This window comes from Achromobacter xylosoxidans, assembly GCF_002192695.1.
GTDB lineage: Bacteria > Pseudomonadota > Gammaproteobacteria > Burkholderiales > Burkholderiaceae_B > Achromobacter > Achromobacter xylosoxidans_C.
Window position 1 is genome coordinate 72,398 of sequence record NZ_MTLG01000075.1, and the last position, 24,836, is coordinate 97,233.

Sequence of the window (24,836 nt, forward strand, 5' to 3'; positions counted from 1 at the left end):
GTTAATCCTTTGCAGCGGCGGGAGCGGGCGAGAACAGCTGCGCCAGGTGCACCACGATGGTGATGGCGCAGGCGAAGGGCAGCGCCAGGTAGACGGTGCCGGCGGACACGTCCAGCGCGGGCAGGGTCTGGTCCATGGTCAGCTCGGCCAGCTGCCAGCCGGCGTAGCCCAGCGCCGCCAGGCCGACGATGATGAGCGCCTGGTTGATGCGTTCGAAGGCGTTGAGGATCCGGGGATTGCGCACCACGAACGGCAGCAGCCCGGCCATCAGGTGCGAACGCTCATAGCTGCAGACGACGCCGCCGATGAAGGCCGACCACACCAGCACCAGGCGCGGCAGTTCCTCGGCCCAGTGCGGCGTGGTGTGGGTGACGAAGCGGGCGAACACCACGTAGGAGATCAGGATCGCCAGCAAGGCCACCGCCAGGGCGGCGAAGGCCTTGCTGATGCCCGACAGGATCGCGGACAGTCGGTTGAGCATTACTTGGCCTCGCGGTACTTCTGCACCAGTGCCATCAGCTCGGGGCCATAGGTGACCGAGTAGGTCTTCCAGACGGGTTCCACGGCGGCGGCGAAGGCGGCCTTGTCGACCTCGTTGACCTGCATGCCCTTGTCCTTCAGCTGGGCGATGTACTGCTGGTCGCCGTCGGTAATCATCTGGCGTTGGGTGTCACGCCACTTGTCGGCGGCCGCCTGCACGATCTTCTTGTCCTCGGCCGAGAGGCGGTTCCAGACCGGCTTGGAGATGATCAGGTTGGCGGGACCCCAGACGTGGCCGGTCAGCGACAGGTACTTCTGCACTTCGAAGAAGGACGAGGTGTAGATGATGGACAGCGGATTTTCCTGGGCGTCGAACACCTTCTGCTGCAGGGCCGAATACAGTTCGCCGAAGGCCAGCGGCGCGGGGTTCGCGCCCAGCGCGGTAAAGGTGTCCAGGCGCATTTTGTCGGGCGTGACGCGGGTCTTCAGGCCGGCCAGGTCGGCGGGCTTGGCCACCGCGCCGCGGTTGTTGGTGACGTGGCGAAAGCCGTTTTCCCACCACGAGATGATGGTCAGGTTCTTCTTGTCGGCCAGCTTGGCCAGGGCCTCGCCCAGTTCGCCGTCGAACGCCTTGTAGGCCTGCTGCGAGGTGGACCAGGTGTAAGGCAGCTCGACCACGCCGAACTTGGGTTCGATGGGTTGCAGCGAACCCGAGCCGATGATGGCCGCGCCCTGGCTGCCGATCTGCAGGCCTTCCAGCATGGTCTTTTCATTGCCCAGCTGGCCGCTGGGGAACAGCACGAAATTGACGCGGCCGGCGGTCTTTTCCTTGACCTCTGCGGCGAAGCCTTCGGCGGCCTTGTTCCAGCTGTGGCTGGGCGCCAGCACGTGGCCGAGCTTGATGTCCAGGGCGTGGGCCGACAGCGGCGCCAGGCCGGCGAGGGCGAGCAGGGCGGCGGCCAGCAGGGCCGGTTTCTTTTGAGGAGCGGTGGTCATGGCGGAACTCCAGGAGCAGGGTGGGATGGTTGGGGTCAGTAGGATTGGGCGCGCATCGAGGCGGGCCGTCCGGGCAGGGCGATGCGGGTGCCGGTGTCGCTCAGGCCGTGGTCGCCCACGGCGAGGACCTGCATTTCGGCATCCAGGAAATTGCCGACGTAGAGGTAGCGGCTGTCGGGGCTGAAGGCCACGCCCTCGGGCAGCGCGCCGACCTCGATGGTGCCGGCGCGGGTCACGCACTGGCCGTCGATGCGCAGCAGCACGATCTGGCCGCGCGGGTGGTGGAACCAGGCGCTGGAGGGGTTGTTCGAACCTTGCACGATGGCGACCGCGGCATGGCGGCCGTCGGGGCTGATGGCGATGCCTTCGGGGCCGTCCTCGACCATGAGGCGGTCGATCACGCGCGGCGGATCGGCGCGCAGGTCCACCACGCTGACCGAATCCGCATGGCCGTCCGACGCGGTCGGGCTGCCCATGTCCACCACCAGCGCCAACGCGCCGTCTGGCGACACCACCAGGTTGAACGGCACGAGACCCGTGGTCAGGTCTTCGGCGGGATCGTGGGTCACCACGGGCTGCGCGCCGCTTTCGTCGATACGCAGCACACCCAGGCGGTGCGTGTCGGTCTTGACCACGAAGGCGCGGCGGCCGTCGGCGGCAAAGGACACGGCCACGACAGGGGTGCCTACGTCCACTTCGCCGCAGACCTCGGCGCGCTTGCCTGCGATGCGCAGCACCGACACCGAGCGGCCGGTTTTGTTTGCCACCAGCGCCAGCGTGCCGGCGCGGTTGATGGACAGGCCAGAAGGTTGCAGGCCCAGCTCCAGCCGCTGCACGATGGCGGGCGGATTGGCTTCCAGGTCGATCACGTACAGGCCGCGCCCGGGCTCGGGCTGCCAGCCGGCGCCGTCGGCGCGCGCGCGCCAGTCCATGGAATCCGCGATCAGGCCCAGGCGCTGGTCCGGCGTGACCGCCAGGTTGACCGGCGGGCCGAACAGCGAGTTGGGCAGGGACAAGGTGGCGACCAGTTCCGGCGCGGCGGGATTCGCGCCGGCGTCGTAGACGCACAGGCTGTCGTTGCCGGGGGCCAGGAAGCGGATCTGGCCGTCGTCCCAGGTGACCTTCTGGTCGTTGCCGACCAGCAGCAGGTGGCGGGTGGCGGGCGCGGTCATGCCGCGAGCTCCTGCGCCTGCGGCACCGCCAGGGTGGCGCCGATGAGCTGCCGCGTGTACGGGTGGACCGGCTCGAAATACACCTGGCTGGCGGGGCCGCGCTCGACCACGCGGCCGCCTTGCAGCACCACGATCTCGTCGGCGATGTGCTGCACCACGGCCAGGTTGTGGCTGATGAACAGATAGCCCAGGCCGCGTTCGCGCTGCAGCTCCATCAAGAGGTTCAGGATTTGCGCCTGCACCGACACGTCCAGCGCGGAAGTGGGTTCGTCGCAGATCAGCAGCTGCGGCTCCAGCATCAGGGCGCGCGCGATGGCCACGCGCTGGCGCTGGCCGCCGGACAGCTCGCGCGGATAGCGCGCGGCGAAGGCCGGCACCAGGCCCACGGCATCCATCATGCGGCGCACCGACGCTGCCTGCGAGGCCGCGTTGCCGATGCCATGCGTGCGCAGCGGCGCGGTCAGGATCTCGCTGATGCTGCGGCGCGGGTTGAGCGAGGAATACGGATCCTGGAACACCATCTGGATGCGGCGGGCGCGGGCGCGCGCCGGCATGGCCGCCAGCGGCTTGCCGTCCAGCAACGCCTGGCCTTGCGTGGGCGCCAGCAGGCCCAGCATCAGCTTGGCGATGGTGGACTTGCCGCTGCCCGACTCGCCAACGAGGCCGATGGTCTGGCCGGCGGGCACGTGCAGGTCGATGTCATGCAGGATGCGCGGCGCCGGCCGGCGCGAGAACAGGCCGGCGCGGCCGTACTGGAAGCACAGCGCGTTCAGGCTGATGCTGGCGGAAGTGGCGGACGGGCTGCTCATGCCGTGGCTCCTAGGCGCAGGGCGCCGGGTTTGATGCACAGGCAGCGGTGTCCGCCCTGCACGCGCGCGGGAAAGGGCTGGGCGCAGCGGGCTTCCGCGGCCGGGCAGCGCTCGCGGAAGGCGCAGCCACGGATGGCGGTGTCCAGCGAGGGCACGGCGCCCGCAATGGTCGGCAGGTCGGCGCGCGGCGCGGTTCGTCCGGGCTGGGGAATGCAGTTCAGCAGCATGGCGGTGTAGGGGTGGCTGGGTTGCTCCAGCACCTCGCGCACGCTGCCGCCTTCGACGATGTCGCCCGCGTACATGACGATGACATGGTCGGCGATGCGCGCCACCAGGCCCATGTCATGGGAGATGAACACCATCCCCAGGCCGAACTCGGCCTGGATGTCGCGCAACAGGTCCAGCAGCTCGGCCTGCACGGTGACGTCCAGCGCGGTGGTGGGTTCGTCGGCGATCAGCAGCTCGGGACCGCACATGAGCGCCATCGCGATCATGACGCGCTGGCGCAGTCCGCCCGAGAGTTCAAAGGGATACTGCCGCATGCGGTCGCGGGGATTGGCGATGCCGACGCGCCGCAGCAGGTATTCGGCGCGCTCCTCGGCCGCGCGGCGGCTGACGCGCTTGTGCCGGCGCAGCACGTCGACCAGCTGGGTGCCGATGGGGAACACCGGGTTCAGCGAGGTCATCGGGTCCTGGAAGATCATGGCGATGCGGGCGCCGCGCAGTTGCGCCAGGGCGGCCGGTGTCAGCGTGGCCAAATCCTGGCCGGCAAACTCCAGCTTGGCCACGCGGCGGCGCGCGGCCGCCGGCAGCAGGTCCAGCAGCGCCAGCGCGGTCAGCGACTTGCCGCAGCCCGATTCGCCGACGATGCACAGCGTCTTGCCGCGCTCCAGGCTGAAGTCCACCGCGCGCACCACGTGCTTGACGTGGGTGGGCGTCTGGATGTCGATGTGCAGGTCCTGGACCCGCAGCAGGGGATGGCTGGTGTCGGTCATGGGATCAGCCTTTCTTCATTTGCACGGCGCGCAGCGATTCGCCGGCACGGTTCACGCACAGCACCAGCACGAACAGCACCACGCTGGGGATCACCACCAGCGAGGGCTGGAACAGCATGTTTTCCTTGCCCTCGGCGATCATCAGGCCCAGCGACGGCATCGGCGCCGGCACGCCCAGGCCCAGGAACGACAGCGAGGCCTCCAGCGTGATCGCCATGGCGGCGTCCACGGTGCCGATGATGAGCAGGTTGCCCACCAGATTGGGCAGGATGTCGCGCCAGATGATCTGCAGGTGGGTGCAGCCCTGCAAGCGCGAGGCCGTGACGAACTCGGCGTTGCGCAGGCCGGCCGCCATGGTGCGGGCCACCAGCGCATAGCGTTCCCACAGCAGCAGGCCCAGCACCAGCACCACCACGGTGAGCGAGGCGCCCACCACCGACACCACCGCCAGCGCCACCAGGATGATGGGCAGCGCCAGGCGCGCGGTGATCAGGAAGGACACGGCGCGGTCCACCGCGCCGCCGAAGTAGCCGGCGGCCACGCCCAGCGTGGTGCCGATCAGTCCGCCCATCAGCGCGACCGACAGGCCGATCAGCGCCGACACCCGCACGCCGTACAGCGCGCGCGCCAGCACGTCGCGGCCCAGCTGGTCGGTGCCGAGTATGTGGTTCCAGCTGCCGTCTTCGCCCCAGACGGGCTCCTGCAGCCGTGCCAGCAGGTCCTGCGTGTACGGGTCGTGCGGCACCAGGTAGGGGCCCAGCAGGCCGGCCAGCACCAGCAGCGCCAGCATGGCCAGGCCCAGGTTGCGGCCCAGGCGGGCCGCTCGTGCGCCGCGCGAGCGGACGGGAAAGGAGGAGGCGATGACGCTGCTCATGAGGAAACTCGCACGCGGGGGTCGAGCCAACCGTTGATCAGGTCGGCGACCAGGGTCAGGACGATGTAGATCAGGGCGAAGATCAGGATCAGCGCCTGCATCGTGGGAAAGTCGCCGCGCAGGATCGAGGTCCAGGCCAGCAGGCCCGCGCCGTTGATGGCGAACACGGTCTCGATGACGACGGAGCCTGCCAGCAGCGTGCCCATCTGGGCCGCGGCCAGCGACACCAGCGGCCGCAGGGCGTTGCGCAGCGCGTACTTGAGCACCACGCTTGCGCCGCCCAGGCCCATGGCGCGCGCGGTGCGGATGTAGTCGGTGGCCAGCACGGTTTCCATCTCGGACTTCATCAGCCGCAGCATCGCCGGCATGGCGAACAACCCCAGCGCGGTGACCGGCATCACGTAGTGCTTCCAGCTGTCGAAGCCCGAGGCCGGCAGCCATTGGTTGCGCACGCTGAAGAGGATGATGAGCAGGAAGGCCAGGCAGAAGGGCGGCATGGCCTGGGCGCAGGCCGACAGCAGCATGGTGGCGCGGTCGATCAGCGAGCCGCGGCGCAATCCGGCCAGCACGCCCAGCGGAATCGCCAGCAGCAGCGCGAACAGCATGGCGGCCAGGCCCAGCTTGGCGGTGGCGGGGAAATGCTGGGTCAGCAGTTCGGCCACCGGGCGGCTGAAGTACAGGCTGTCGCCGAAGTCGCCGCGGGCGACGCCGCCCAGCCAGCGGCCGTACTGGACCAGGATCGGGTCGTTGAAGCCGTGCAGCTGGGCCAGGCGGGCCGCGTCGGCGGCGCTGCCTTCACCGGCCAGGCGCGCCGCCGGGTTGCCGGAGGCGAACACCAGCGAGAAGCTGATCAGCGAGACGAACACCACCAGCAGCGCGGACACCACCAGGCGGCGAAACAGGAATGCAATCATGGGACTTACCTATGACGGAGTGCGCCGCAGCGGCCGGCGTTCCCGCCCGCATGGGCAGGGACGCGCGGCCATGCCGGCGGGGCCGGTCAGTTCCAGCGGGCCTTGTAGAAACGCGGGAACTCGTCGCCGTCGACCGAGAAATTCAGGTCCTTGGACTGCACGGCGTTGAGCGAGTGGTTCCACAGCGGCACCCAGTAGGCCTGGTCGGCCACGATCTTCTGGGCGGCGGCGTAGTTCTTGGCGCGCAGCTCGCGGTCCACGGAGGTGTCGGCGGTTTCCAGGTACTTGATGACTTCCGGATTGCGCGCCTGATCGTCCGGGCCGCCGCGGAAGAAGTTGCTGGTCGACAGCGCCGCGTCGGCGATGCCGTAGGAGCCCCAGTTGGACGACAGCATGGCGATCTTGCCTTCGCGCCAGTTGGTCATGGCGGTGCCGTACTGCTGTTCGACCAGGTTGAGCTTGATGCCGGCCTGCGCCATCTGCGCGGCGGCGGCGTCCAGAATGGCGCGCGGCGGGGCCGAGATCACCAGGTCCAGCGTCACGCCGTTGGGGTAGCCGGCCTGGGCCAGCAGCTGCTTGGCGCGGGCCGGGTCGAACTTGTAGGACTGCACGTCGGCGGCGCAGCCGAACTGGGCCGGGTTGCAGGCCGCGTTGATCACCTTGGAGGCGCCGCCCACCAGGGCTTTGCGGATGGCTTCGCGGTCGATGGCGTAGTTGATGGCCTGGCGCACTTCCTGCTTGGCCAGCGGCGACTTGCCGTCGTCCGCGCGGGGGTTCAGCGAGATATAGCTGATACGCATGATGCTGCTGCTCTTGACCGTGACGGCCGGCTGCTTTTCCATGCGCTTGGCTACGTCGGGCGGCACGCGCCAGATCCAGTCCAGGCCGCCGGACAGCATCTCGGCGTACTGGGTGTTGGCGTCCGGCAGCACGCGCACCACCAGCTTCTGCACGGCCGGCTTGGGGCCGAAGTAGTCCTCGAAGCGTTCGTACACGTAGCGGCTGCCGGGCTGGCTTTCGACCAGGCGGTAGGGGCCGGTGCCGATGGGCTTGGCGCCCATGTCGGACTGGTTGGCCTCGTAGTACTTGCGCGGATAGATCGGCAGGTTTTCCGACAGCATCTCCAGCGCCAGCGGGTACGGCGTCTTCATCTTGATGCGCACCGTGTCGTCGGAAGCCTTTTCAGCCTTGGCGATCCAGGCTACCTGGTTCTGGAAGCGCGCCTTGTAGCCTTCCGAGGACACCAGGTTCAAGGTGTACAGCACGTCGTCCATGGTCAGGAGCGACCCGTCGTGGAACTTCACATCCTTGCGGATCGGCAGTTCGATGGTGGTGTCGTCCACGAACTTGTAGCCGGTGGCGATGGCCGGGCCGAACTCTCCCGTGTCCTGGTTCTTCTGCAGCAGCCCCGAGAACACCATGCGCGCCAGCGCCAGGCCCGGACGGTCCGATTCCTTGTACGCGTCCAGCGTGGCGGGCGCCGCGTCGAAGGCGATGTTGAGGGAGTTGTCAGCCTTGTTGGCCTGGGCGGCATGGGCGCCAAGCGCCAATAGCGCCGCGCTCAAAAGCTTCACGGTACGGGTCAGCTGCATGTTTTCACCTTGATGTGTTTTAGGTATGGGACTTACGGGCACTGCGGAACTGCTGTTTGCGTATCGGCGGGCAAGCCGCTCCCCTTGCCGCAGGCGGCGCGTTTTGCGCCGGCGGTGCTTGCACGGGTCGGTAGGGAAAGGGGCCTGGGCGTCAGGCCAGGATTCAGGCGTTCATCAAATCATCGGATCCCAGCGCTGCCGAAGTCTTCCCGCAGGCGGGCCAGGATGCCGACCAGGTGGTCGTGCATGGCATGGCGCGCGCGGATGGGATCGCGGTCGGAAATGGCCGCGAGGATGCGTTCGTGTTCCTGCTGGGCTTCGCTCCACACCTTGGTGGTCACGAAGTGCTCTTCAAGACGGTTGAATACCGGGCTGAGCGTGCTCAGGTGCCAGATATGGGAAATCGCCGCCGCCAACGCCGCGTTGCCGCAGGCCGCGCCGATCGCGCTGTGGAAGGCGCGGTCGTGCACGCTGGGCGATTCGGTCAGGGACATGCCTTCGTGCGCCGCGCGGATCGCCGCGATCTGGGCGGGCGATGCCTTCTGCGCCGCCAGGGCCGCGCACTCGGGTTCCAGCAGCAAGCGGGTTTCCAGCAGGTCGAAGGGGCCGATGTCGGTGGCTTCGACGCCGTTGGCGGCAAGCGGCGCCTGTTGCGGCGACTGGTACTGGCCGTCTTCGCGCGCCTGGTTCACGAACACGCCCGTGCCCACGCGGACCTCGACATAGCCTTCGATTTCCAGCGCGATCAGCGCTTCGCGCACCGAGGCGCGGCTGACCTGCAACTGCTCGGCCAGCTCGCGCTCGGCCGGCAGCCGCCCGCCCGCGGGGAAGTCGCCCGCCTTGATGCGCGCGGCGATCTGGTCGGCAATCATGCGGTAGAGGCGGGTGGAGGCGACGGCCTGGAGAGAGGTCATTGTTGCGGTCGGGTGGATGATCGGGATGTAGAGGGTAATGGGTCTGTCGGGGCTTGTCTTGCCAGATTCCCTGGGAGGGTCCCAAGGAGTGTCTGGATATCTGGTGGCCCAGTGGTCAGGCCACTGGACGAAATGTACCGGAGGCAATCCGGCTTGTGAACCGGGCTTTTCCATTTTTAGGGAAAACCACTAGCGCCGCGTTTGCCTGCGGCGCTGGCTTGCGGCCGGCGTCCGCGGCGGGACGCCGGCCGCGCGTGGGGTCAGGCCGAAGCCAGTCCGCCGAAGAAGCGCGAGGCGTTCGATTCCAGGCCTTCGATGTAGTAGCCGCCTTCCTGCACGATCAGGGTCGGCAGTTTCAGGCCGCCGACTTCCTGGCCCAGGCGTTCGAAGCCGTTTTCGCTGACGGCGACCATGGCCTGCGGATCCTTTTCGAAGATGTCGAAGCCCAGCGACAGCACCAGGGCGTCGGGCTGGAACAGCTCGATGGCGCGGCGCGCCTCTCCCAGCTTGTCGAAGAACACCGATTCCGGCGAACCATGCGGCATGGGCAGGTTGATGTTGTAGCCGTAGCCGGCGCCCGCGCCGCGTTCGTCTTCATAGCCGGCGACCACGGGGTAGAAGTTCTCGGGGTCGCCATGGATGGACACGTACAGCACATCGCTGCGCTCGTAGAAGATCTCCTGGATGCCCTGGCCGTGATGCATGTCGGTGTCCAGGATTGCCACGCGCGGAAAGCGCGAGGTCAGGCGCTGGGCGGCGATGGCGGCATTGTTCAGGTAGCAGAAGCCGCCGGCCGCGTCGCGTCGCGCATGGTGGCCGGGCGGGCGGCAGATGGCGTAGGCGTGGCGTTCGCCCGCCAGCAGCGCGTCGGCCCCGGCAATGGCGCATTGCGCCGACCAGTAGGCCGAGTGCCAGGTATGCTGGCCGACCGGGCAACTGCCGTCGGCCAGGTAGCGCGCGGCCTGGGCCAGCACGCCGCGCAGGGCGTTGGGTTCGCGCACGAAGACATTGGAGACGACTTCGTCGCCCCAATCGTCGGGCAGCTGCTTCCAGGCGGCGTGCGCCCCTTGCAGGAAACGCAGGTAGTCGAGCGTGTGGACCGCCGAAATCGCGCCGGCGCCCTGGTCGGACGGCGGCTGCACGTCAAAGCCCAGCTTGCGCGCGGCCTCTGCCAACGCGTCCAGGCGCGAGGGCACTTCCTGCGGGGTGCGCATCTTGCCGCGCGAGAAATAGGTCTGCGGATGGTGCAGTTTCTGGTCGTCGTGGAAGTATGCCTTCATGCGGAATGACACCTGGTTGTGGGTTGACGCAGGGCCTGCCAGCCGGGTGGTCCTGGGCAGGCGGCCAAGACGACGTTATACGTCGGCCGCAGCGGAAACGAAAGCAGTATGGCGTTGCCTGCAACGGAATGGCCGGCCGCGTCGCCTGCGCTTGTGTTCAGCAAAATAGGACTGGGCTGATTTCGGTTCATGGCGGCCGGTGGAACAATGAATTCGTCGGCAGTCAGCCGTCCTTGTCGCCAGCTTTCAGCGTTGGACGGCAGAGCCCCAGGCCCCTACGCTCATCGGGAGCACCATGCTCAAATCCGCCCTGATTGTCGATCAAGACGTACTCCAACGCTGCGCGCTGGTGAGAATACTGGCGCAGATCGGCGTGGCCGAGGTGGACGCGGCGCACGACGGCGCGTCGGCGGTGGCGGCGATCCGGCAACGACAGTGGGATCTGGTCATCGTCGACCTCGACATGGCGGACCGCACCGGACTGCAGATGATAGACGCGCTGGCCGACGCCGGCGGCTGCGGCGGCATCGCGATCGCCAGCAGCCATCCTTCGCGCATCCTGCAGGCTGCGGCGACCTACGCCCGCAACCGCGGCGTGCCCATCATCGCCGCGCTGGGCAAACCCCTGGAAGCCGATTGTGTGGTTTCGATGATCGAATCGCTGGCGCGGTCGGCGCTGGCGGACGGGGCGGCCACGCTGCGCGCGGCAGCAGCGAGCAGCGGCGCGGTGCTGGCCGGCCTGGACCGCGAACGCCTGCTGCGCGCCCTGGCGCTGCGCGAGATCACCGCGCATTTCCAGCCGCAGCACTGCGCCGTGACCGGTGAACTGCGCGGCGCCGAAACGCTGGCCCGCTGGGCCGGGGAAGATGGAGCGATGGTGCCTCCGGCGGCGTTCCTGCCGGCCTTCGAGGCCGCCGGCCTGCTCGAGCCCCTGACCGACTACATGCTGGCGCGCGCCTTCGAGGCGCAACGCGAACTGGGCGGCCGCCCGGATTGCGTCATCGGCATCAACGTGCCGGCGGTGGTCGCCAGCTCCATCAGCTGGGCCCAGGACGTCGCCGACCGCGCCGAGCGCGCGGGCGTGGATCCAGGCCGCATCGTCATCGAGATCACCGAGGACGGCGGCGCGCGCTCCAACGGCGCGCTGGCCGGCGCCATCACCCAATTGCGCCTGCGCGGCTTCAGCTGCGCGATCGATGACTTCGGCACCGGCGACTCGTCGCTGGACCGTCTGCTGTGCGCGCCCTTCGACGAACTGAAGATCGACCGAGACCTGGTCGCCCGCGCCGGCCGGCAGGGCCACGCCCAGCGGATCCTGGCCTGCACCATCGAGATGGCAAGGTCGCTGGACATGACGGTGGTGGCCGAGGGTATCGAAACCCACGAAGAGCACGAGATGGTGCGCGTCTTGGGCGTGCAGGTGACCCAGGGCTACTTCCATGGCCGGCCGACGCCGCTGGACGCGTTTCACCAATACGCGCTGAGCCAGGGCGTGATCGGGCACGGCATCCTGCGGATGTACGCGAACGCCTGAGGCCCAGAGGCCGGCAGCACACCGGCGCGGCTCAGGATCCCGACAGCACCACCAGCACCGCCAGGCACAGCAGCACGCCGAACGCGGCCAGGGCATAGGGCATTAGCTGCGCATACACGCCGCGTTCTTCGCCGCGGCCATGGGCCAGCCCGGCCGCGATCGACATCCGCACCGGCGAGAATATCCCCATCGACGTGCCCGACACATGCAGCAGCGCCGCCGCGGCCGGGACGCTCAGGCCGGCATTCAGCGCGAGCGACAGCTGCGCGGGCATGAACAGGCTGTTGGGCGCGTTGCCGCTATTGGCCAGGATGCCGAAGATTCCGGCCAGCACCGGCGTGATCAGGATGGTCCAGTCCTGCAGGCTTGCGAACAGGCCGTCGGCGTAGGCTTGCGAGATACCGGCGCCCGCCAGGACTTCGGCCATCATGGCGAACAGGAATACCGAGTACACGGCGTGGCGTCCCGTGGTCCAGGCTGCGCGCGCCTGCGCCGCGAGCAAGCCGCGCTGGCGGCGCAGGGCAGCCATCAGCACGGCGCCGATGAGGAGCCAGCTGCCGGCATGCAGCAAGGGCATCCAGCCGGGCAGGTCCGGAAATGGCCTGAATGCCGCCAATCCGGCCAAGCCGCTGCTCAGCCCCGGCAGCAAGCGTGTGGCCACCAGCCAGGCGATCATCAGGATGTAGGGCAGGGCCTTGCGCGCCGCCGCCTTCATCGTGGACCGGTCAGGCCGGCGGTCCAGTAGAAAGCGCAGGACGATGAGCGGGCCGTAGGCCGACAGCAGCGCGGTTTCCGGCCCCAGCAGCGCCGTCGCGGCGCTCAGCGCGGCCAGGCTCGCGATCATCCAGATGGCTTCGCGCACATGTTCGGCCGGCTCGGTCCGCAGGCCCGCGCGCCTTGCCGTGCGCCAGTACAGCAGCATCCACAGCACCGTCAGCAAGGCCACCGGCGCCATGCCGTACAGCGCCAGCTCCGTTGCCGGGACCCGCGCGTAGGCCGATGCCAGCAGGGTGCCGCTGCCCATCGCGCCCCAGGGTATCAGGGTCTGGCTCAGCAGCGCGAACACCATGGTGTCGCGCGGCTTCAGGTGCAGCGGCCGGATCAGCAGCACCGTTCCCAGCATGCCCACGCCAAAGCCCGTGGCGGACTCGGCGAACGGGCCTACCAGGAAACAGGCAAAGAACAGCAGCCGGCGGCGCGCCAGGGGGGTGGACAACGCCGTCTTGCCGCCGTCCGCCGCCTGGTGGGGCGCGCGGCCTTGCGCCGCCATGTTCCAGAACAGCAAGCCGCCCAGGATGTATGGCGTGATGATCCCGCCTATCCAGAGACCCCGTTCCAAAGCCAACCCGAGCTGGCCGGCGCTGAAAGATGCGGGCGCCGTGTACAGGGCGATGGGCACGGCGGCCAGCAGGCCCAGCACGGCGGCGGCCGTGGTGTTCAGGCGCCCGCTGGCGATGGCGCCGATGACGGCCAGGGCGGGTAACGACCACAGGAGGTACATCATGGATTGAACGTCTGCATGGCGGGGTCCGGGACGGGCGTAGCGCGTAGCAGTGTATGCCGAGAGCCGCGCCGCGGCGGTTCATGCCTGCCCGATCGCGGGGTCTTTTGGAAGGCGCGGCAACCGTACGCTGCGTCCTGCGTCTGGAACGCGGGACGATGATAAAAATGCCGCAACCTGCGGGGGCGGGTTCAGAAGTCCAGCGTGGCGTGCGGCCAGCGCTTCGTCGCCACCAGCTCGTGCGCCACCTGGCGCAGGATCTCGACCGCCGCCTTGGTGGCGCGCGAGGCCGGCCGATCCGAAGGGTGGGCCAGGATGCGGCGCAGGCTGAGACCCTCGATCGGCTGGGCGGACAGGCGGCCTGCCTCGATGTCTTCCAGCACGGTTGCGGCGAAGTGCACGGTCACGCCGACCTTTTCCTTTATGAGGCGCTTGGCGACTTCCATGGTTTCGACTTCCACCACCGGATTCAGATGCACCCCGGCGTGCGCCGCCTGGGCCTCGAGCTCGAGCCGCACGCCGGACTTGGCCAGGCCGGTCATCACCAGCGGCAGTTCGGCCAGGTCGCGCACGCCGATCCGCGCGGGCCGGGGCTTGCGGTGCGCGGGCGGTCCGATGAGGCACATGCCTTCGGTCAGGAAGGGATAGGTGAGCAGGTTGGCGACGGGTACCGGACCATTGAGCACGGCCAGGTCGACCTGGCCCTTGAGCAGCATTTCGTGCAGCGTGGGAGAGAAGGCTTGAACGAAGCGCAGCCGGACTTCAGGGAGCTGTTCCCGCACGGCGCGCGTCAGGGGCACGGCCAGCGTCATGGCGAGTCCCGGAGACAGGCCGATGACGACGGGGCCGCTGGGATGGCGTTGCAGGGCCGACATGTCCTGCTTGAGTTGTTCGGCGTAGCGCAGCAGGAAGGAGGCGCGCTCCAGCAGGAAGGCGGCTTCTTCGGTGGGCGACGCGCCGCGCGAGTGGCGCACGAAGAGCTGGACGCCGAGCTCCTCTTCCAGCAACTGGATCTGGCGCGTGAGCGCGGGCTGCGCCACATGCAGGACGCTCGCGGCGCGGCCGAAGTGCCCTTGGTTGGCCAGGACAACAAAGTAGCGGAGTTGCCGCAGATCCATTTCGGTAGCTGCCCTATGTGGCGGATTGATTCATAACAAAATTATATGAGAGCGGTAAGAAAATGGTAGTGGACGCTGTGTGGCGGCGAGCTTTAACTTGCATCAGCCGCGAGAAATACGCAGCAATTCTCCGTTTAAAGCTCATCAAAAAAAGGAATGACATGGATATCAATCCCCAGGAAATGGAAGCCACCCGCATCGCGCGCTGGGGCAAGGTCGAACCCTACCGCGAGACCTTCATCGAGAGCCGCCTGCCGGGCATGAAGAAGAACATCTACAAGATCATGAACCGCGGCGTGCTGGAGAACAAAGGCGTGGAGCCGGCCATCCCCGGCAACCACCGCTTTGGCGTGACCTTCATTGAAATTCCCGTGGGACAGGGCGCCAGCCTGCATGCCCACAAGACCGAGGAAGTCTTCTGCCCGCTGAACGGCCAGATGGAGGTGATCTGGGGCGAGAAGGGCGAGCACTCGGTGATGCTGAACCAGTGGGACGTGATTTCCTGCCCCATCGGCGTGATGCGCGGATTCCGCAATCCCAACCCGCATGCCCTGGTCGTCTATTCCGTGGTCGGCGGCACCGACGAGGAATGCGGCCGCATCGCCTGGCATCCGGACGTGGTGCGCGCCGCCGAGAACACCGGCCTGGTCTATGGCACGGACGGCTTCCTGAAGGAAAAAGCGGACAGCTGATGCCGCATGGTGGCCTGCGCTGGTCACGGCGCGGCGCCATCGATAACGAAGAAATCGATAGAGGAGACATGGAATGAGCGATGCCAAGGGCGTATCCCGGCTGATTGCAAGAAGACGCGTGCTGCGGGCCGTCGCCTGTACGGGCGCGCTTTGCGCGGTTCCTGCGATGGGCCAGGCCAAGCAGCTCGTTCCGTTCTTCGGCAGGAGTTCGCGCACGCCGGTGCGTCTGGTGGTGCCGTTCGCCCCCGGGGGCTCCACGGACATCGTCGCGCGCCTGTTGGCCGCGCAGCTGCCCGCCTATCTGGGGCAGAGCGTGATCGTGGAGAACCGCCCGGGCGCAGGCGGCAATATCGGCGTGGCCTCGGTCGCGAAGGCGCAGGCGGACGGCGGCACGCTGCTGCTGGTGTCGTCCTCGTTCGTCACGAATCCCGCCATCGCCGCGGAACGGCCCGCCTACGATCCGGTGCGCGACTTCGCGCCGGTGAGCCTGGTGGTCAGTTCTCCGGACGTCATCGTGGTCCGCGCCGAAAGCCGCCTGGCCACGCTCAAGGATCTGCAGGACGCCGCCGCCCGGGATCCCGGCACGCTCACATACGCGACGCCGGGCAATGGCAACAGCGTGCATCTGGCGGCCGAACTGCTATGGCGGCGCGCGGGTGTCAAGGCTTTGCACGTCCCGTATTCGGGCGCCGCGCCCGCGGTGCTGGCGGCGCTGGGCGGCCAGGTCGACTGCGCTTTTGCCGCGCTGCCCGCGGCGCAGGCGTTTCTCGCCGACGGCCGGCTCAGGGCCTTGGCCGTGGGCGGGGAAGAACGCTGGCCAGCGCTTTCGGGCGTGCCGACGATCGCGCAAGCCGGCTTCGCCGATTTCCGCTCGGAAACCATCCAGGCGCTGTTCGCGCCGGCGGGCACGCCCGCGGCCATGGTCGAGCGCGTCAACCAGGCAGTGGCTGAAGCGCTGGGCAAGGAGCCGGTGCGCAAGCAGCTCGACGGGCTCGGTTTCCGCGCCATCGCCAGTTCTTCAGCGGCGCTGAAGGCCAGGGTGGCGCAGGAGGTCCCGCAATGGGCCGCGGTCGCGGCCGAGGCGGGAATAACGGCCGACTGAAGCGCGGCACGCAAATTTCATTAGTCAGACTACAGGGTTGAATGTTTATGAGTCATGCCAATTCCTGCGCGGATACGCGCGCCGCCGGCGTACAGCGCGCCATACCCGCCACGCCGCAAGCGTTGCTGGAAGCGGTTCTTGCGGTCAATCAGGCTGCGGATCCGCGCGCTCGCGAAGTTCTTGATTCCCTGATCCGGCACCTGCACGCGTTCGCTGCGGACGTAAAGCTGAGCTACGAGGAGCTGCACCAGGGCCTGGACTTCATGGCGCGGGTGGGCCAGGCCACCAATCCGCTGCGCCACGAAGGCATCCTGCTGGCCGACATCCTGGGCGTGGCCACGCTGGTGCTGCTGATGGACGCCGAGGGCGTGCTGCAGGCGGGCGGCACGGAGCCCGCGCTGATCGGGCCGTTCTGGCGCGCCAACCAGCCCGTGCTCGAAAACGGCGCCAGGATCGCCTCCGAGGATACGACGGGCGATCGGCTGCTGGTGACGGGCCGCATCTGCACGCTGGACGGCCAGCCGCTGGCGGGCGCGCGCCTGGAAACCTGGCAGGCCGCGCCCAGCGGCCTGTACGAGAACCAGGATCCGGAACAGGAAGACATGAACCTGCGGGCCGTCTTCATGACCGACGCGGACGGCCGCTTCTGGTTCGACAGCGTCAAGCCCGCCGGCTACGGCGTGCCTATCGATGGTCCTTGCGGCGACTTGCTGGCGCTGCAGCAGCGCGATCACATGCGGCCCGCGCACCTGCACTTCATCGCCTCGGCGCCCGGGCACAAGGTCCTGACCACCCAGATCTTCGACGCCAACGACGCCTACGCCTACAGCGACGCGGCATTCGGCGCGGTGGGGTCGTTGCTCAGGAAGTTCGAGCCGGCGGGCGACGGCACCTACCGCCTGGACGTGGAACTCAAGCTCGAGCCGGGTGAAACGCGCATGCCCAAGCCGCCGCTTTCCTGAGTCCGCCTTTCCACATTCGCCCTCTATCCGGCGCGGCCTGCCGCGCCCCGGGCAGCCTTTGCCCGCAACAACCAGAATCCAGAGACAGACATGAGCAAGAAAACCCAAGCCCTGCGCGTGACCGAACGCGTTTCCGCCGTCGCCGACCTGCAGCCGGCCCTGGTCGATATCTCCGTGCCGCAGCCGCCAGAAGGCCATGCCGTGGTCGAAGTCAGCGCCGCCGGCATCAATCCCAGCGACGTCAAGGCGGCCATGGGCATGATGCCTTACGCAATCTGGCCGCGTACCCCAGGGCGCGACTACGCCGGCAAGGTGATTGCCGGGCCGGGCGAATGGATAGGGCAGGAAGTCTGGGGCACCGGCGGCGACCTGGGCATCACGCGCGACGGCACCCATGCGCGCTACTTGCTGCTGCCCGTCGCAGCGCTGGTGCGCAGGCCCGCGCACATCGCGGCCGCCAGCGCGGCCATGGCGGGCGTGCCTTTCGTCACAGCATATGAAGGCTTGCGCCGCGCCGGCCTGGCGGGCGCTGGCCAGACCGTGGTGGTGTTCGGCTCGAACGGCAAGGTCGGCCAGGCCGCCATCCAGCTGGCCAGCCGCGCCGGCGCCCGGGTGATCGGCGTGGAGCGCGGCGGTGAGGGCTATGTGGGCCATGCGGTTTCGGGCGTATCGGTCATCGATGGCAGCCGCGACGGGATCGCCCAGCGTGTCATGGAGCTGACCAGCCAGGCGGGCGCCGACATTGCCTACAACACGGTGGGCTCGCCGTACTTCGCCGCGGCGCTGGAATCGCTCAAGGTGGGCGGGCGGCAGATCGTCATTTCCACGCCCGACCGCAATGTGCCCTTCGACATCCAGGCCTTCTACCGCCGTGACCTCCAACTGATCGGCGTGGACAGCCTGAAGCTGGACTCGACCCGCTGCGCCGCGGTGTTCCGCGAGTTGCTGCCCGGCTTCGAGGACGGCAGCCTGCAGTCCTTCCCGGTAAGTCCCGGCGCCGTGGTGCCGCTGGCGCAAGCCCGCGAAGCCTACATCAAGGTGCTGGAAGGCGCGCAGGACCGGCCCGTCCTCGCGCCCTGATCCGCAACACGCTTTATGCGGCCGATCGCCTGTCCGTCATGGGCGATCGGCTTTTTTTCGCGCAGCAGAAGCATAAAAGGAGACAAACCATGACACTGCACCGCAGACATTTCCTTCAATACGCGACGGCCCTGGCTGGCGTCGTGGGGCTTTCCTCCACCTTGCAGGCCCAGCCGGATTATCCGGCGCGCCCCATCAGGATGGTGGTGCCGTTCACGGCGGGATCGACCACCGACGTCATCGGCCGGACGGTGGCCGAACAGCTGGAGAAGAAACTCGGCCAGCCGGTGGTGGTCGAGAACCGGCCGGGCGCCGGCGGCGTGCTGGGCGCAACCATGGTGGCAGGCGCGGCGGCCGATGGCTACACCTTGCTGGTGCACTCCGCCGCCCATGTGGCCAACCAGTCGCTCTACGCCAACCTCAAGTACGACACCCTCAAGGACTTCACGCCCGTGACCATGCTGGCGTCGATGCCGAACGTGATCGTGGCGTCGAACTCGCGCAACTTCAAGTCGCTGAAGGATCTGGTGGAGCGCGCCCGCGCTGAACCCGACCAGTACACCTACGGCTCGTCCGGCAGCGGCAGCGGCGCGCACATCGCGGGCGAAAAGTTCAGGGCGGCGACCGGCATCCAGGCAATCCACGTGCCATACCGCGGCACGCCGGAGGCGGTCAACGACGTGATCGCCGGCCGGGTCGACTGGTTCTTCCTGCCGCTGCCCCTGGCCTTGCCCATGGTCAAGGCCGGCAAGCTGACCGCGCTGGCGATCAGCGCCGACCACCGCTCGCCCGCGCTGCCGGACGTGCCCACGACGGAAGAGGCCGGTTACCGCGGCGTGGACCAGCAGTTCTGGGTGGCCATGTTCGTGCCTGCCGCGACGCCGCCGGCGGTCCTGGCCAAGCTGCATGCCGGCACCGAACAGGCGCTGCGCTCGGACGCCACGCGCGAGCGCTTCGAGAACCTGGGGGCCGAGCCCGCGCCCATGCCGCAGCAGCAATTCGCCGAGCTGATCGGCCGGGAAATGGAAAGCACCGGCAGCCTGATCCGCGGCGCCGGCATACGTGTCGGCAACTGAGCTGCGAGTTTTTTTTGGGGGGGAATATGTCCATAGTCAGAAGAATCGGCCTGTTGGGAGCCTGTGCGCTGGCGGGTCCGGCGCTGGCGCAATCGTCGTCGCTGACCTTGTTCGGCCACATCGACTTGAACGTGACCAGCGCCACGGCGGGCAGCACGTCCAAGATCGGCATGGACCAGGGCGGCTACATGCTGCCCAGCCGCATCGGCATGCGCGGCACCGAGAACCTGGGCAACGGCAATTCGGTGGGGTTCTGGCTGGAGGCGCCGATCCTGCCGAACACCGGCGGGCCGCAGGGACTGAACTGGACCCGGCGCTCGACCATCAGCCTGAGCAACGAGCGCTATGGTGAACTGCGGCTGGGCCGGGATTACACGGCGGCCTTCTGGAACGTGTCTTCGTTCTCGCCCTTCGGCACCGTGGGCGTGGGCGGCAGCAGCAACATCATCAAGGGCTGGCCCTTGGGGATGGAAGGCGCCACCACGCTCTCGCGCGCCAGCAACATGGTGGCGTACTTCCTGCCCAAGAACCTGGGCGGGGTATACGGCCATCTGAACTATGCGCGCGAGGAAGACCTGCGCGGCGCCGACTACGCCGGCGGGCGGCTGGGCTACCAGTCCGGTCCGCTCAACGTTGCGGCCGCCTATGGCAGGACCTCGATGGGCGGCGGCGATCACTACGAGACGGCGACCGTGGGCGCGAGCTACGACTTCCGCGTGGTGAAGCTGTTTGCCAACTACCTGCAGCAGAAGATCGGTTCGGACAAGCAGCACGTGGCCCTGGCGGGCGCGTCGGTGCCCGTGGGCGGCGGCCATGTGAAGCTGTCGTACTCCCGTTCCACCCAGAGCGGGCAGTACGAAGGCGACGACGCCCAGCAGTTCGCGTTGGGCTATACCTATGCGCTCAGCAAGCGCACGGTGCTGTACACGGCCGCATCGTTCATCAAGAACGAGGGCAATGCCGCCTTCGTGACCGGGGACGTCGCGCCGGAAGGCGTGCCGGGCGCGAACTCGAAGGGCTTCCAGGTCGGGATCAGCCATTCGTTCTGAGCGCGGCGCCGCGCTTGCGGGCCAGCGGCCCCGCTCTCGGGGCGGGGCCGCTACTTTTATCGGACCGCCTTGGCAGGCGCGGCCGGCAGCACGCCCGCGTCATGGACCGGCTTGCCGCCCAGCAGCGTGAGTACCGAATTGATGGCGTGGATCTGGTCGGCCGGCATCGTCAGGTAGGGCTGGTCCAGCACTGCCAGGTCGGCCAGCTTGCCGGCGTTTAGTTGGCCGCGGTCGTCTTCGTCGAACGCCAGCCATGCGGCCTGGCGCGTATAGAGCGCCAACGCTTCTTCCCGCGTGAGCAAGGCCTCGGGTTGGCGCTGCGCCGTGGCGCCGATGGCTTGTCCCAGGACGTGATACTCGACCGCCTGCCAGACCCCGGCCACGCCGATGCGGGTGGAATCCGTGCCGCCCGCGACCGGCAGGCCCAGGTCCAGCGCCGTGCGCAGCGGCGGCGAATCCAGCTCCGCCGCCTTGGGATTGGCCTCGCGTATCGCCTCGCCCTCGAAGTACGGACCCATCTGCACCGTGTAGGCCAGCCCCAGGCGCGCCATGCGCTCCAGCGTTCGGCGCGAGCCGGTGTTCAGGTGCGCGATCGACCAGCGCAGCGGACGCAGGTCGTGGTCGCGGCCGACTTCCTCGAACACGTCGAGGATGGCGCTGGCCGCGTCGTCGGTGTAGGCGTGGATCTCCAGCGGGATGCGGCGTTCGGCCGCGTACCTGGCGATGCGGGCGAGTTCCTGGCGCGCTTCCGCCGGCGGGTTGAAGCCCGGTCCCATGCGCACGCCGTCGTTCATGGCGGACACCAGGTTTTCGCCCAAGCCCAGGAAGGCGAGCTTGCCATCGTCATGGCGCGGCGGGCGGAATGCCATGATGTCGCGGAACCATTGCGCCTCGCCGCCCGCGCGCATGGCCGAGATCCGGTAGCCCGCGCGCACGGTGAGTTCGCCGCGGTCGCGCAGCGCGTAGAGCGGCTCGTAGGCTTCGGCGGCGCCGGCCGAGGGATCGATGAAGCCGGTCAGGCCGCGCGCGTTCATGGCGCGCAGAAAGGCTTGCAGTCCGGCGGCGCGGTCGGCGGTATGGCTCAGGCGCGCGAACAGCGCGTTGAACGGGCCGATGCCGCCCAGCAGCCTGCCGGTGGCGCGGCCCTGCGCGTCGCGCTCGACCGTGATGCCGTGCAGTTGCGGCGGTTGCGGGTTGTCCAGGCCCAGCGCTTCGATGCCGCGGCTGTTGAGCAGGGCGTAGTCGTACAGGTATTGCACGTAGGCCGGATGCGCGGGCGCTGCCCGGTCCAGGTCGGCGCGCGTGGGCGCGCGGCGCTCGCGGAATTGGCGCGGATGCCACGATCCGACCACCGCGACCCAATGATCCTGCGGACGTTGTGCGGCGTCCCGCGTCAGCCGGTCCAGCGCGTCCGCCAGGCTGGGCGCGTCGTACCAGTAGGTTTCGAACGTATAGGTCTGGCCGCCGCGGATGGCGTGGATGTGCGTGTCGATGAGGCCAGGTATCACCGTGCGGCCCTGCAGGTCCAGCTGGCGCGTGGCCGGACCGACGTGCGGCGCCATTTCGCCGTCCCCGCCCACCGCCACGATGCGCTCGCCCTGGATCGCCAGCGCCGTGGCGCGCGGCGCCGCGGGATCCATGGTGATGATCTGGCCGTTGCGCAGCACCAGGTCGGCGTCGCGGCTGTGGGCGGCGCAGGGCAACGCCGCTGCCAACGCGAGGACGAGCGTTGTGGCTATTTTCATGTGTAGTCTCCGGTCATCGAGGGGGTTCAGTAGCGCCATAGCGCTTCCAGGCCAAAAAAATGGACGGTCTCGGCGCGGCCCGTATCGCGGATGAAGCCGCCGGGCCGGAACACCGAGTAGGCGGCTTCGAAACTCAGGTGGCGCGACACTTCCCAGCCCAGCACCACGTCGGCCTGCGTGCCGATATAGCGCGAACGGCTGGCGCCGGCCGGCCGCAGCAGATTGCCGGCCACGCCGTAGACCCCGTCCTGCAGGCTCTGGCGCCAATAGAAGACCGCCGCGGTTCCCAGCGTCCAGCCGGAACCCAGGTCCAGCGTGAGCGAGGGATGCAGGTTGATCAGGTTGGAGGGGCCGATCAGGCCCGCTTCGCCGAAGTACTTGCCCTTGGGGAAGAAGACGGCGAAGGTCTGGAGCTTGGGATCGTCCGGATTGCGGTCGCCGCTGATGATGTTGGCCTTCAGGCCCACGCGTGGCTGCAGCGGCGCGCCGCGAAACGTGTAGCTCACGTCGCTGGCGAGCGACCAGGCCCGCGCTGGCGCGCCGGCGAAGCTGCCGTACTGATAGACCGCCTCCAGGTCCCAGCGCCAGCCCGCGCGCTTGCCGAAGTAGCGCGTGCCCAGCGCGTTGCGGGTTTCGGGGCCGCTGCCCTGGTTGTAGCGGGCCGAGTCGCTGGACAACGACAGCAGGTAGGCATCCAGGCCGGTGTCGGCCAGGCCGCCGGGCGCCGACCAGGTGCCATAGAGGCCGCCGAGCCTGCGCTGCGGGTCGGCGCGGTCGCTGAAATCGTCCGGGTCGTTGCGCACCGGTCGCACCAGGAAGCCGTCCACGCGCAGATCGCCGCCCAGCCAGCCCAGGGCGCCGCCATCGAACGAGCGCAGCACGTTGGGACCATAGCGCGCCGAGATCAGCCGTTCGCTGCCGTAGGCCATGACCTGGCGGCCGGCGCGCGCGGTCCAGGTGCCCGCATCGCCCGGAAAGGAGACGTCGACGAAAGCCTGCAGCACGTCGCGGCCGGTGTCGTCGGGAGGTCCGATGGTGCCGGCGTCGCGCTCGGCATGGGTCAGGTTCAACTGGCCGAAGGCGCGCACCTGCCGGCCCAGCCGCAGGTCGGCATAGGGCAGGAAACGGTAGAGCTGGTAGCCCTCGTCGGGCACGGCCGCGTCGCCGAATTCGTTGTTGCGGTAGCGCTCATAGCGCGCGCGCAGCTCGGCGCCCAGGGTCAGCGTCGCGGACTCGCCCAGCCGGATCCACTTACCGGCCTCGCCCCAGGCGCCGGTGCGCCTGGCGGGGTCGTCGAGGTAGCTGTAGTCCTCGGAATAGCGCCAGGGGTCGATGGGCGGCAGCGCGGGTTCGGCGGCCTGCGCCGCCGAGAGCGCCAGCGCGGCCAGGGGGAGGATTGCGATACGGATGAGGTTCAAGTTGCCTGGGCTGCGCCGGAAGTATCCGGACGCGGAGCGTAATGACGGGGCCAGGCGGGGAAGATAGGGTAAGCGCGGGGGTGGCGGTAGTCGCCGTCAACCGCCTGATGCGTCCTATAAAAAGAACGCTGATCCAGATGTCGCAGGATGGCTGCGCTGAAGAAAATACGATCAATCGACGCGAAAATCGCGCTCGCCGCGGCTATGGCGGCCCGATAGAGTGGCCTGGTGGCGAGATCCTTCGCCGCGTGCTTTCAACCCTTGCATAAGGCCGCCACCGTGTCTCAAGCGCAGCAATCCACCTCTTCATCCACCGACCGCGCCGGGGCGCGCCCAGGGCCCTTGGCAGGCGTGCGCGTGCTCGATATCGCGACATTCATCGCCGCGCCGTTCTGCGGCACCATCCTGGCGGATTTTGGCGCCGAGGTCATCAAGATAGAGCAGCCAGGCGAAGGCGATTCGCTGCGCCAGTTCGGCACCGTGACGGAATGCGGCGACAGCCTGATTTGGCTGAGCGAAGCCCGCAACAAACAGACCGCGACGCTGGACCTGCGCCAGCCGGAAGGTGCGGAATTGTTCCGGCAGCTGGTCGCGGAATCCGACGTGGTGCTGGAAAACTTCCGTCCCGGCACACTCGAGAAGTGGGGAATCGGATACGAAGACCTGCGCAGGATCAATCCGCGGCTGGTGATGCTGCGGATTTCCGCCTATGGGCAGACCGGTCCCAAGAGCCAGGAACCCGGGTTTGCGCGGATCGCGCATGCGTTTTCGGGTCTGGCCAACCTTGCGGGCGAAGCGGGCGGCCCGCCGGTGGTGCCCGGATCCACTTCGATGGCGGATTACACCTCGGGCATGTGGGGCGCCATAGGCGTGCTGCTGGCCCTGCGCGTGGTGGAGTCGGGCGGAGCAGGGCAGTTCATCGATATCGGGCTGTACGAATCCGTGTTCCGGCTGCTGGACGAAATGGCGCCCGCCTATGCGCGCTATGGCGTGGTGCGCGAGCGGCTGGGCGCCGATGTCGTGAACGTGGTCCCGCACAGCCACTATCGCTGCGCGGGCGGCGAATGGGTCGCGCTGGCGTGTTCCAACCACCGCATGTTCGAGCGGCTGGCGGGAGCGATGGGCCAGCCTGACCTGGCGCTGGCCTATCCGAACGGCACGGTGCGCGTGGCCAACCGCGAAGCGATCAACCAGCGCGTGGCCGATTGGATCGCAGGGCTGTCGCTTGCGGACGTGCTGCGCCAGACGCAGGAGGCGGGAGTGCCTTGCGCCCAGATCTACACCATCGAAGACATATTCAAGGATCCGCAATACGCCGCGCGCGCCAACATGCTGACCGTGCAGGATGCGCGTGCCGGCGAGCTGGTGCTGCCCGCGGCCGTGCCGCGCCTGTCGGCCACGCCGGCCAGCTTCCGCCACAGCGGACGAGGCTTGGCGGCCGACAACGAGGCCGTCTACCAGGGCCTGCTGGGCCTGACGGCCGAGCGCATGCAGGCGCTGCGGCAAGCGCGCGTCATCTAGAGCCCGCCCATA

22 protein-coding genes are annotated in these 24,836 nt (G+C 68.3%); 8 read left to right on the forward strand and 14 right to left on the reverse strand.

The features are described from left to right. Position 1 precedes the first annotated feature (1 nt). The 10 genes from BRO63_RS14620 to BRO63_RS14665 form a co-directional block, all read right to left on the reverse strand. On the reverse strand, positions 2 to 481 hold the full coding sequence (locus BRO63_RS14620) for a TRAP transporter small permease (RefSeq protein ID WP_088140460.1): 480 nt from the start codon (positions 479 to 481) through the stop codon (positions 2 to 4). After that, positions 481 to 1,476, reverse strand: coding sequence for a TRAP transporter substrate-binding protein (locus tag BRO63_RS14625; RefSeq protein WP_088140461.1), 996 nt, complete (start codon positions 1,474 to 1,476; stop codon positions 481 to 483). Before BRO63_RS14625 ends, BRO63_RS14620 begins: the two co-directional genes overlap by 1 nt. Positions 1,477 to 1,511: 35 nt before the next feature. Next, positions 1,512 to 2,648, reverse strand: coding sequence for a YncE family protein (locus BRO63_RS14630; protein WP_088140462.1), 1,137 nt, complete (start codon positions 2,646 to 2,648; stop codon positions 1,512 to 1,514). After that, on the reverse strand, positions 2,645 to 3,457 hold the full coding sequence (locus BRO63_RS14635) for an ATP-binding cassette domain-containing protein (RefSeq protein ID WP_088140463.1): 813 nt from the start codon (positions 3,455 to 3,457) through the stop codon (positions 2,645 to 2,647). The genes BRO63_RS14630 and BRO63_RS14635 overlap by 4 nt, the downstream gene beginning before the upstream one ends. Beyond that, positions 3,454 to 4,452, reverse strand: coding sequence for an ABC transporter ATP-binding protein (locus tag BRO63_RS14640; RefSeq protein WP_088140464.1), 999 nt, complete (start codon positions 4,450 to 4,452; stop codon positions 3,454 to 3,456). The genes BRO63_RS14635 and BRO63_RS14640 overlap by 4 nt, the downstream gene beginning before the upstream one ends. A gap of 4 nt (positions 4,453 to 4,456) precedes the next feature. Continuing rightward, positions 4,457 to 5,326, reverse strand: coding sequence for an ABC transporter permease (locus BRO63_RS14645; RefSeq protein ID WP_088140465.1), 870 nt, complete (start codon positions 5,324 to 5,326; stop codon positions 4,457 to 4,459). After that, a complete protein-coding gene (locus BRO63_RS14650) occupies positions 5,323 to 6,240 on the reverse strand; it encodes an ABC transporter permease (protein WP_088140466.1) in 918 nt (305 codons plus the stop codon). The genes BRO63_RS14645 and BRO63_RS14650 overlap by 4 nt, the downstream gene beginning before the upstream one ends. An 86-nt stretch (positions 6,241 to 6,326) precedes the next feature. Continuing rightward, positions 6,327 to 7,832, reverse strand: a complete 1,506-nt coding sequence (locus BRO63_RS14655) for an ABC transporter substrate-binding protein (RefSeq protein WP_088140467.1) — start codon at positions 7,830 to 7,832, stop codon at positions 6,327 to 6,329. Between the two features lie 179 nt (positions 7,833 to 8,011). Then, complete coding sequence (locus tag BRO63_RS14660) at positions 8,012 to 8,746, reverse strand: FadR/GntR family transcriptional regulator (protein WP_088140468.1); 735 nt, start codon at positions 8,744 to 8,746, stop codon at positions 8,012 to 8,014. 260 nt (positions 8,747 to 9,006) lie between these two features. Beyond that, positions 9,007 to 10,026, reverse strand: coding sequence for a histone deacetylase family protein (locus BRO63_RS14665; RefSeq protein ID WP_088140469.1), 1,020 nt, complete (start codon positions 10,024 to 10,026; stop codon positions 9,007 to 9,009). A 295-nt stretch (positions 10,027 to 10,321) separates the two neighbouring features. Between BRO63_RS14665 and BRO63_RS14670 the strand changes: the two genes are divergently transcribed. Beyond that, a complete protein-coding gene (locus tag BRO63_RS14670; protein WP_088140470.1) occupies positions 10,322 to 11,560 on the forward strand; it encodes an EAL domain-containing response regulator in 1,239 nt (412 codons plus the stop codon). Between the two features lie 31 nt (positions 11,561 to 11,591). On the opposite strand, the gene BRO63_RS14675 is transcribed toward BRO63_RS14670, so the two are convergent. Next, positions 11,592 to 13,064 (reverse strand): hypothetical protein, encoded by a 1,473-nt coding sequence (locus BRO63_RS14675; RefSeq protein WP_088140471.1) that lies wholly within the window; start codon positions 13,062 to 13,064, stop codon positions 11,592 to 11,594. A 188-nt stretch (positions 13,065 to 13,252) separates the two neighbouring features. Beyond that, positions 13,253 to 14,179, reverse strand: coding sequence for a LysR family transcriptional regulator (locus tag BRO63_RS14680; protein WP_088140472.1), 927 nt, complete (start codon positions 14,177 to 14,179; stop codon positions 13,253 to 13,255). A 161-nt stretch (positions 14,180 to 14,340) separates the two neighbouring features. Here BRO63_RS14680 and BRO63_RS14685 point away from each other — a divergent pair, with 161 nt between their 5' ends. From BRO63_RS14685 to BRO63_RS14710, 6 genes are all read left to right on the forward strand, one after another. After that, the gene (locus tag BRO63_RS14685; protein ID WP_088140473.1) at positions 14,341 to 14,871 is read left to right on the forward strand and encodes a cupin; all 531 of its coding nucleotides are present in this window, start codon (positions 14,341 to 14,343) and stop codon (positions 14,869 to 14,871) included. Positions 14,872 to 14,944: 73 nt separating this feature from the next. Then, on the forward strand, positions 14,945 to 15,973 hold the full coding sequence (locus BRO63_RS14690; RefSeq protein WP_088140474.1) for a tripartite tricarboxylate transporter substrate-binding protein: 1,029 nt from the start codon (positions 14,945 to 14,947) through the stop codon (positions 15,971 to 15,973). 47 nt (positions 15,974 to 16,020) lie between these two features. Further along, a complete protein-coding gene (locus tag BRO63_RS14695) occupies positions 16,021 to 16,935 on the forward strand; it encodes a dioxygenase family protein (RefSeq protein WP_088140475.1) in 915 nt (304 codons plus the stop codon). Positions 16,936 to 17,025: 90 nt separating this feature from the next. Further along, positions 17,026 to 18,015 (forward strand): quinone oxidoreductase family protein, encoded by a 990-nt coding sequence (locus tag BRO63_RS14700; protein WP_088140476.1) that lies wholly within the window; start codon positions 17,026 to 17,028, stop codon positions 18,013 to 18,015. Between the two features lie 89 nt (positions 18,016 to 18,104). Then, positions 18,105 to 19,091 (forward strand): Bug family tripartite tricarboxylate transporter substrate binding protein, encoded by a 987-nt coding sequence (locus BRO63_RS14705; protein WP_088140477.1) that lies wholly within the window; start codon positions 18,105 to 18,107, stop codon positions 19,089 to 19,091. Positions 19,092 to 19,117: 26 nt separating this feature from the next. Beyond that, positions 19,118 to 20,140: a porin gene (locus BRO63_RS14710; RefSeq protein WP_088140478.1), complete on the forward strand. Its 1,023-nt coding sequence runs from the start codon at positions 19,118 to 19,120 to the stop codon at positions 20,138 to 20,140. Between the two features lie 56 nt (positions 20,141 to 20,196). Here the strand turns inward: BRO63_RS14710 and BRO63_RS14715 are convergent, their stop codons facing one another. Next, positions 20,197 to 21,885, reverse strand: a complete 1,689-nt coding sequence (locus BRO63_RS14715; protein ID WP_088140479.1) for an amidohydrolase — start codon at positions 21,883 to 21,885, stop codon at positions 20,197 to 20,199. Positions 21,886 to 21,911: 26 nt separating this feature from the next. Continuing rightward, entirely contained in the window at positions 21,912 to 23,303 is a 1,392-nt protein-coding gene (locus tag BRO63_RS14720) for an alginate export family protein (RefSeq protein WP_179215100.1), read from the reverse strand. Between the two features lie 279 nt (positions 23,304 to 23,582). Here BRO63_RS14720 and BRO63_RS14725 point away from each other — a divergent pair, with 279 nt between their 5' ends. Then, complete coding sequence (locus BRO63_RS14725) at positions 23,583 to 24,824, forward strand: CaiB/BaiF CoA transferase family protein (protein WP_088140755.1); 1,242 nt, start codon at positions 23,583 to 23,585, stop codon at positions 24,822 to 24,824. Positions 24,825 to 24,836: the final 12 nt, after the last annotated feature.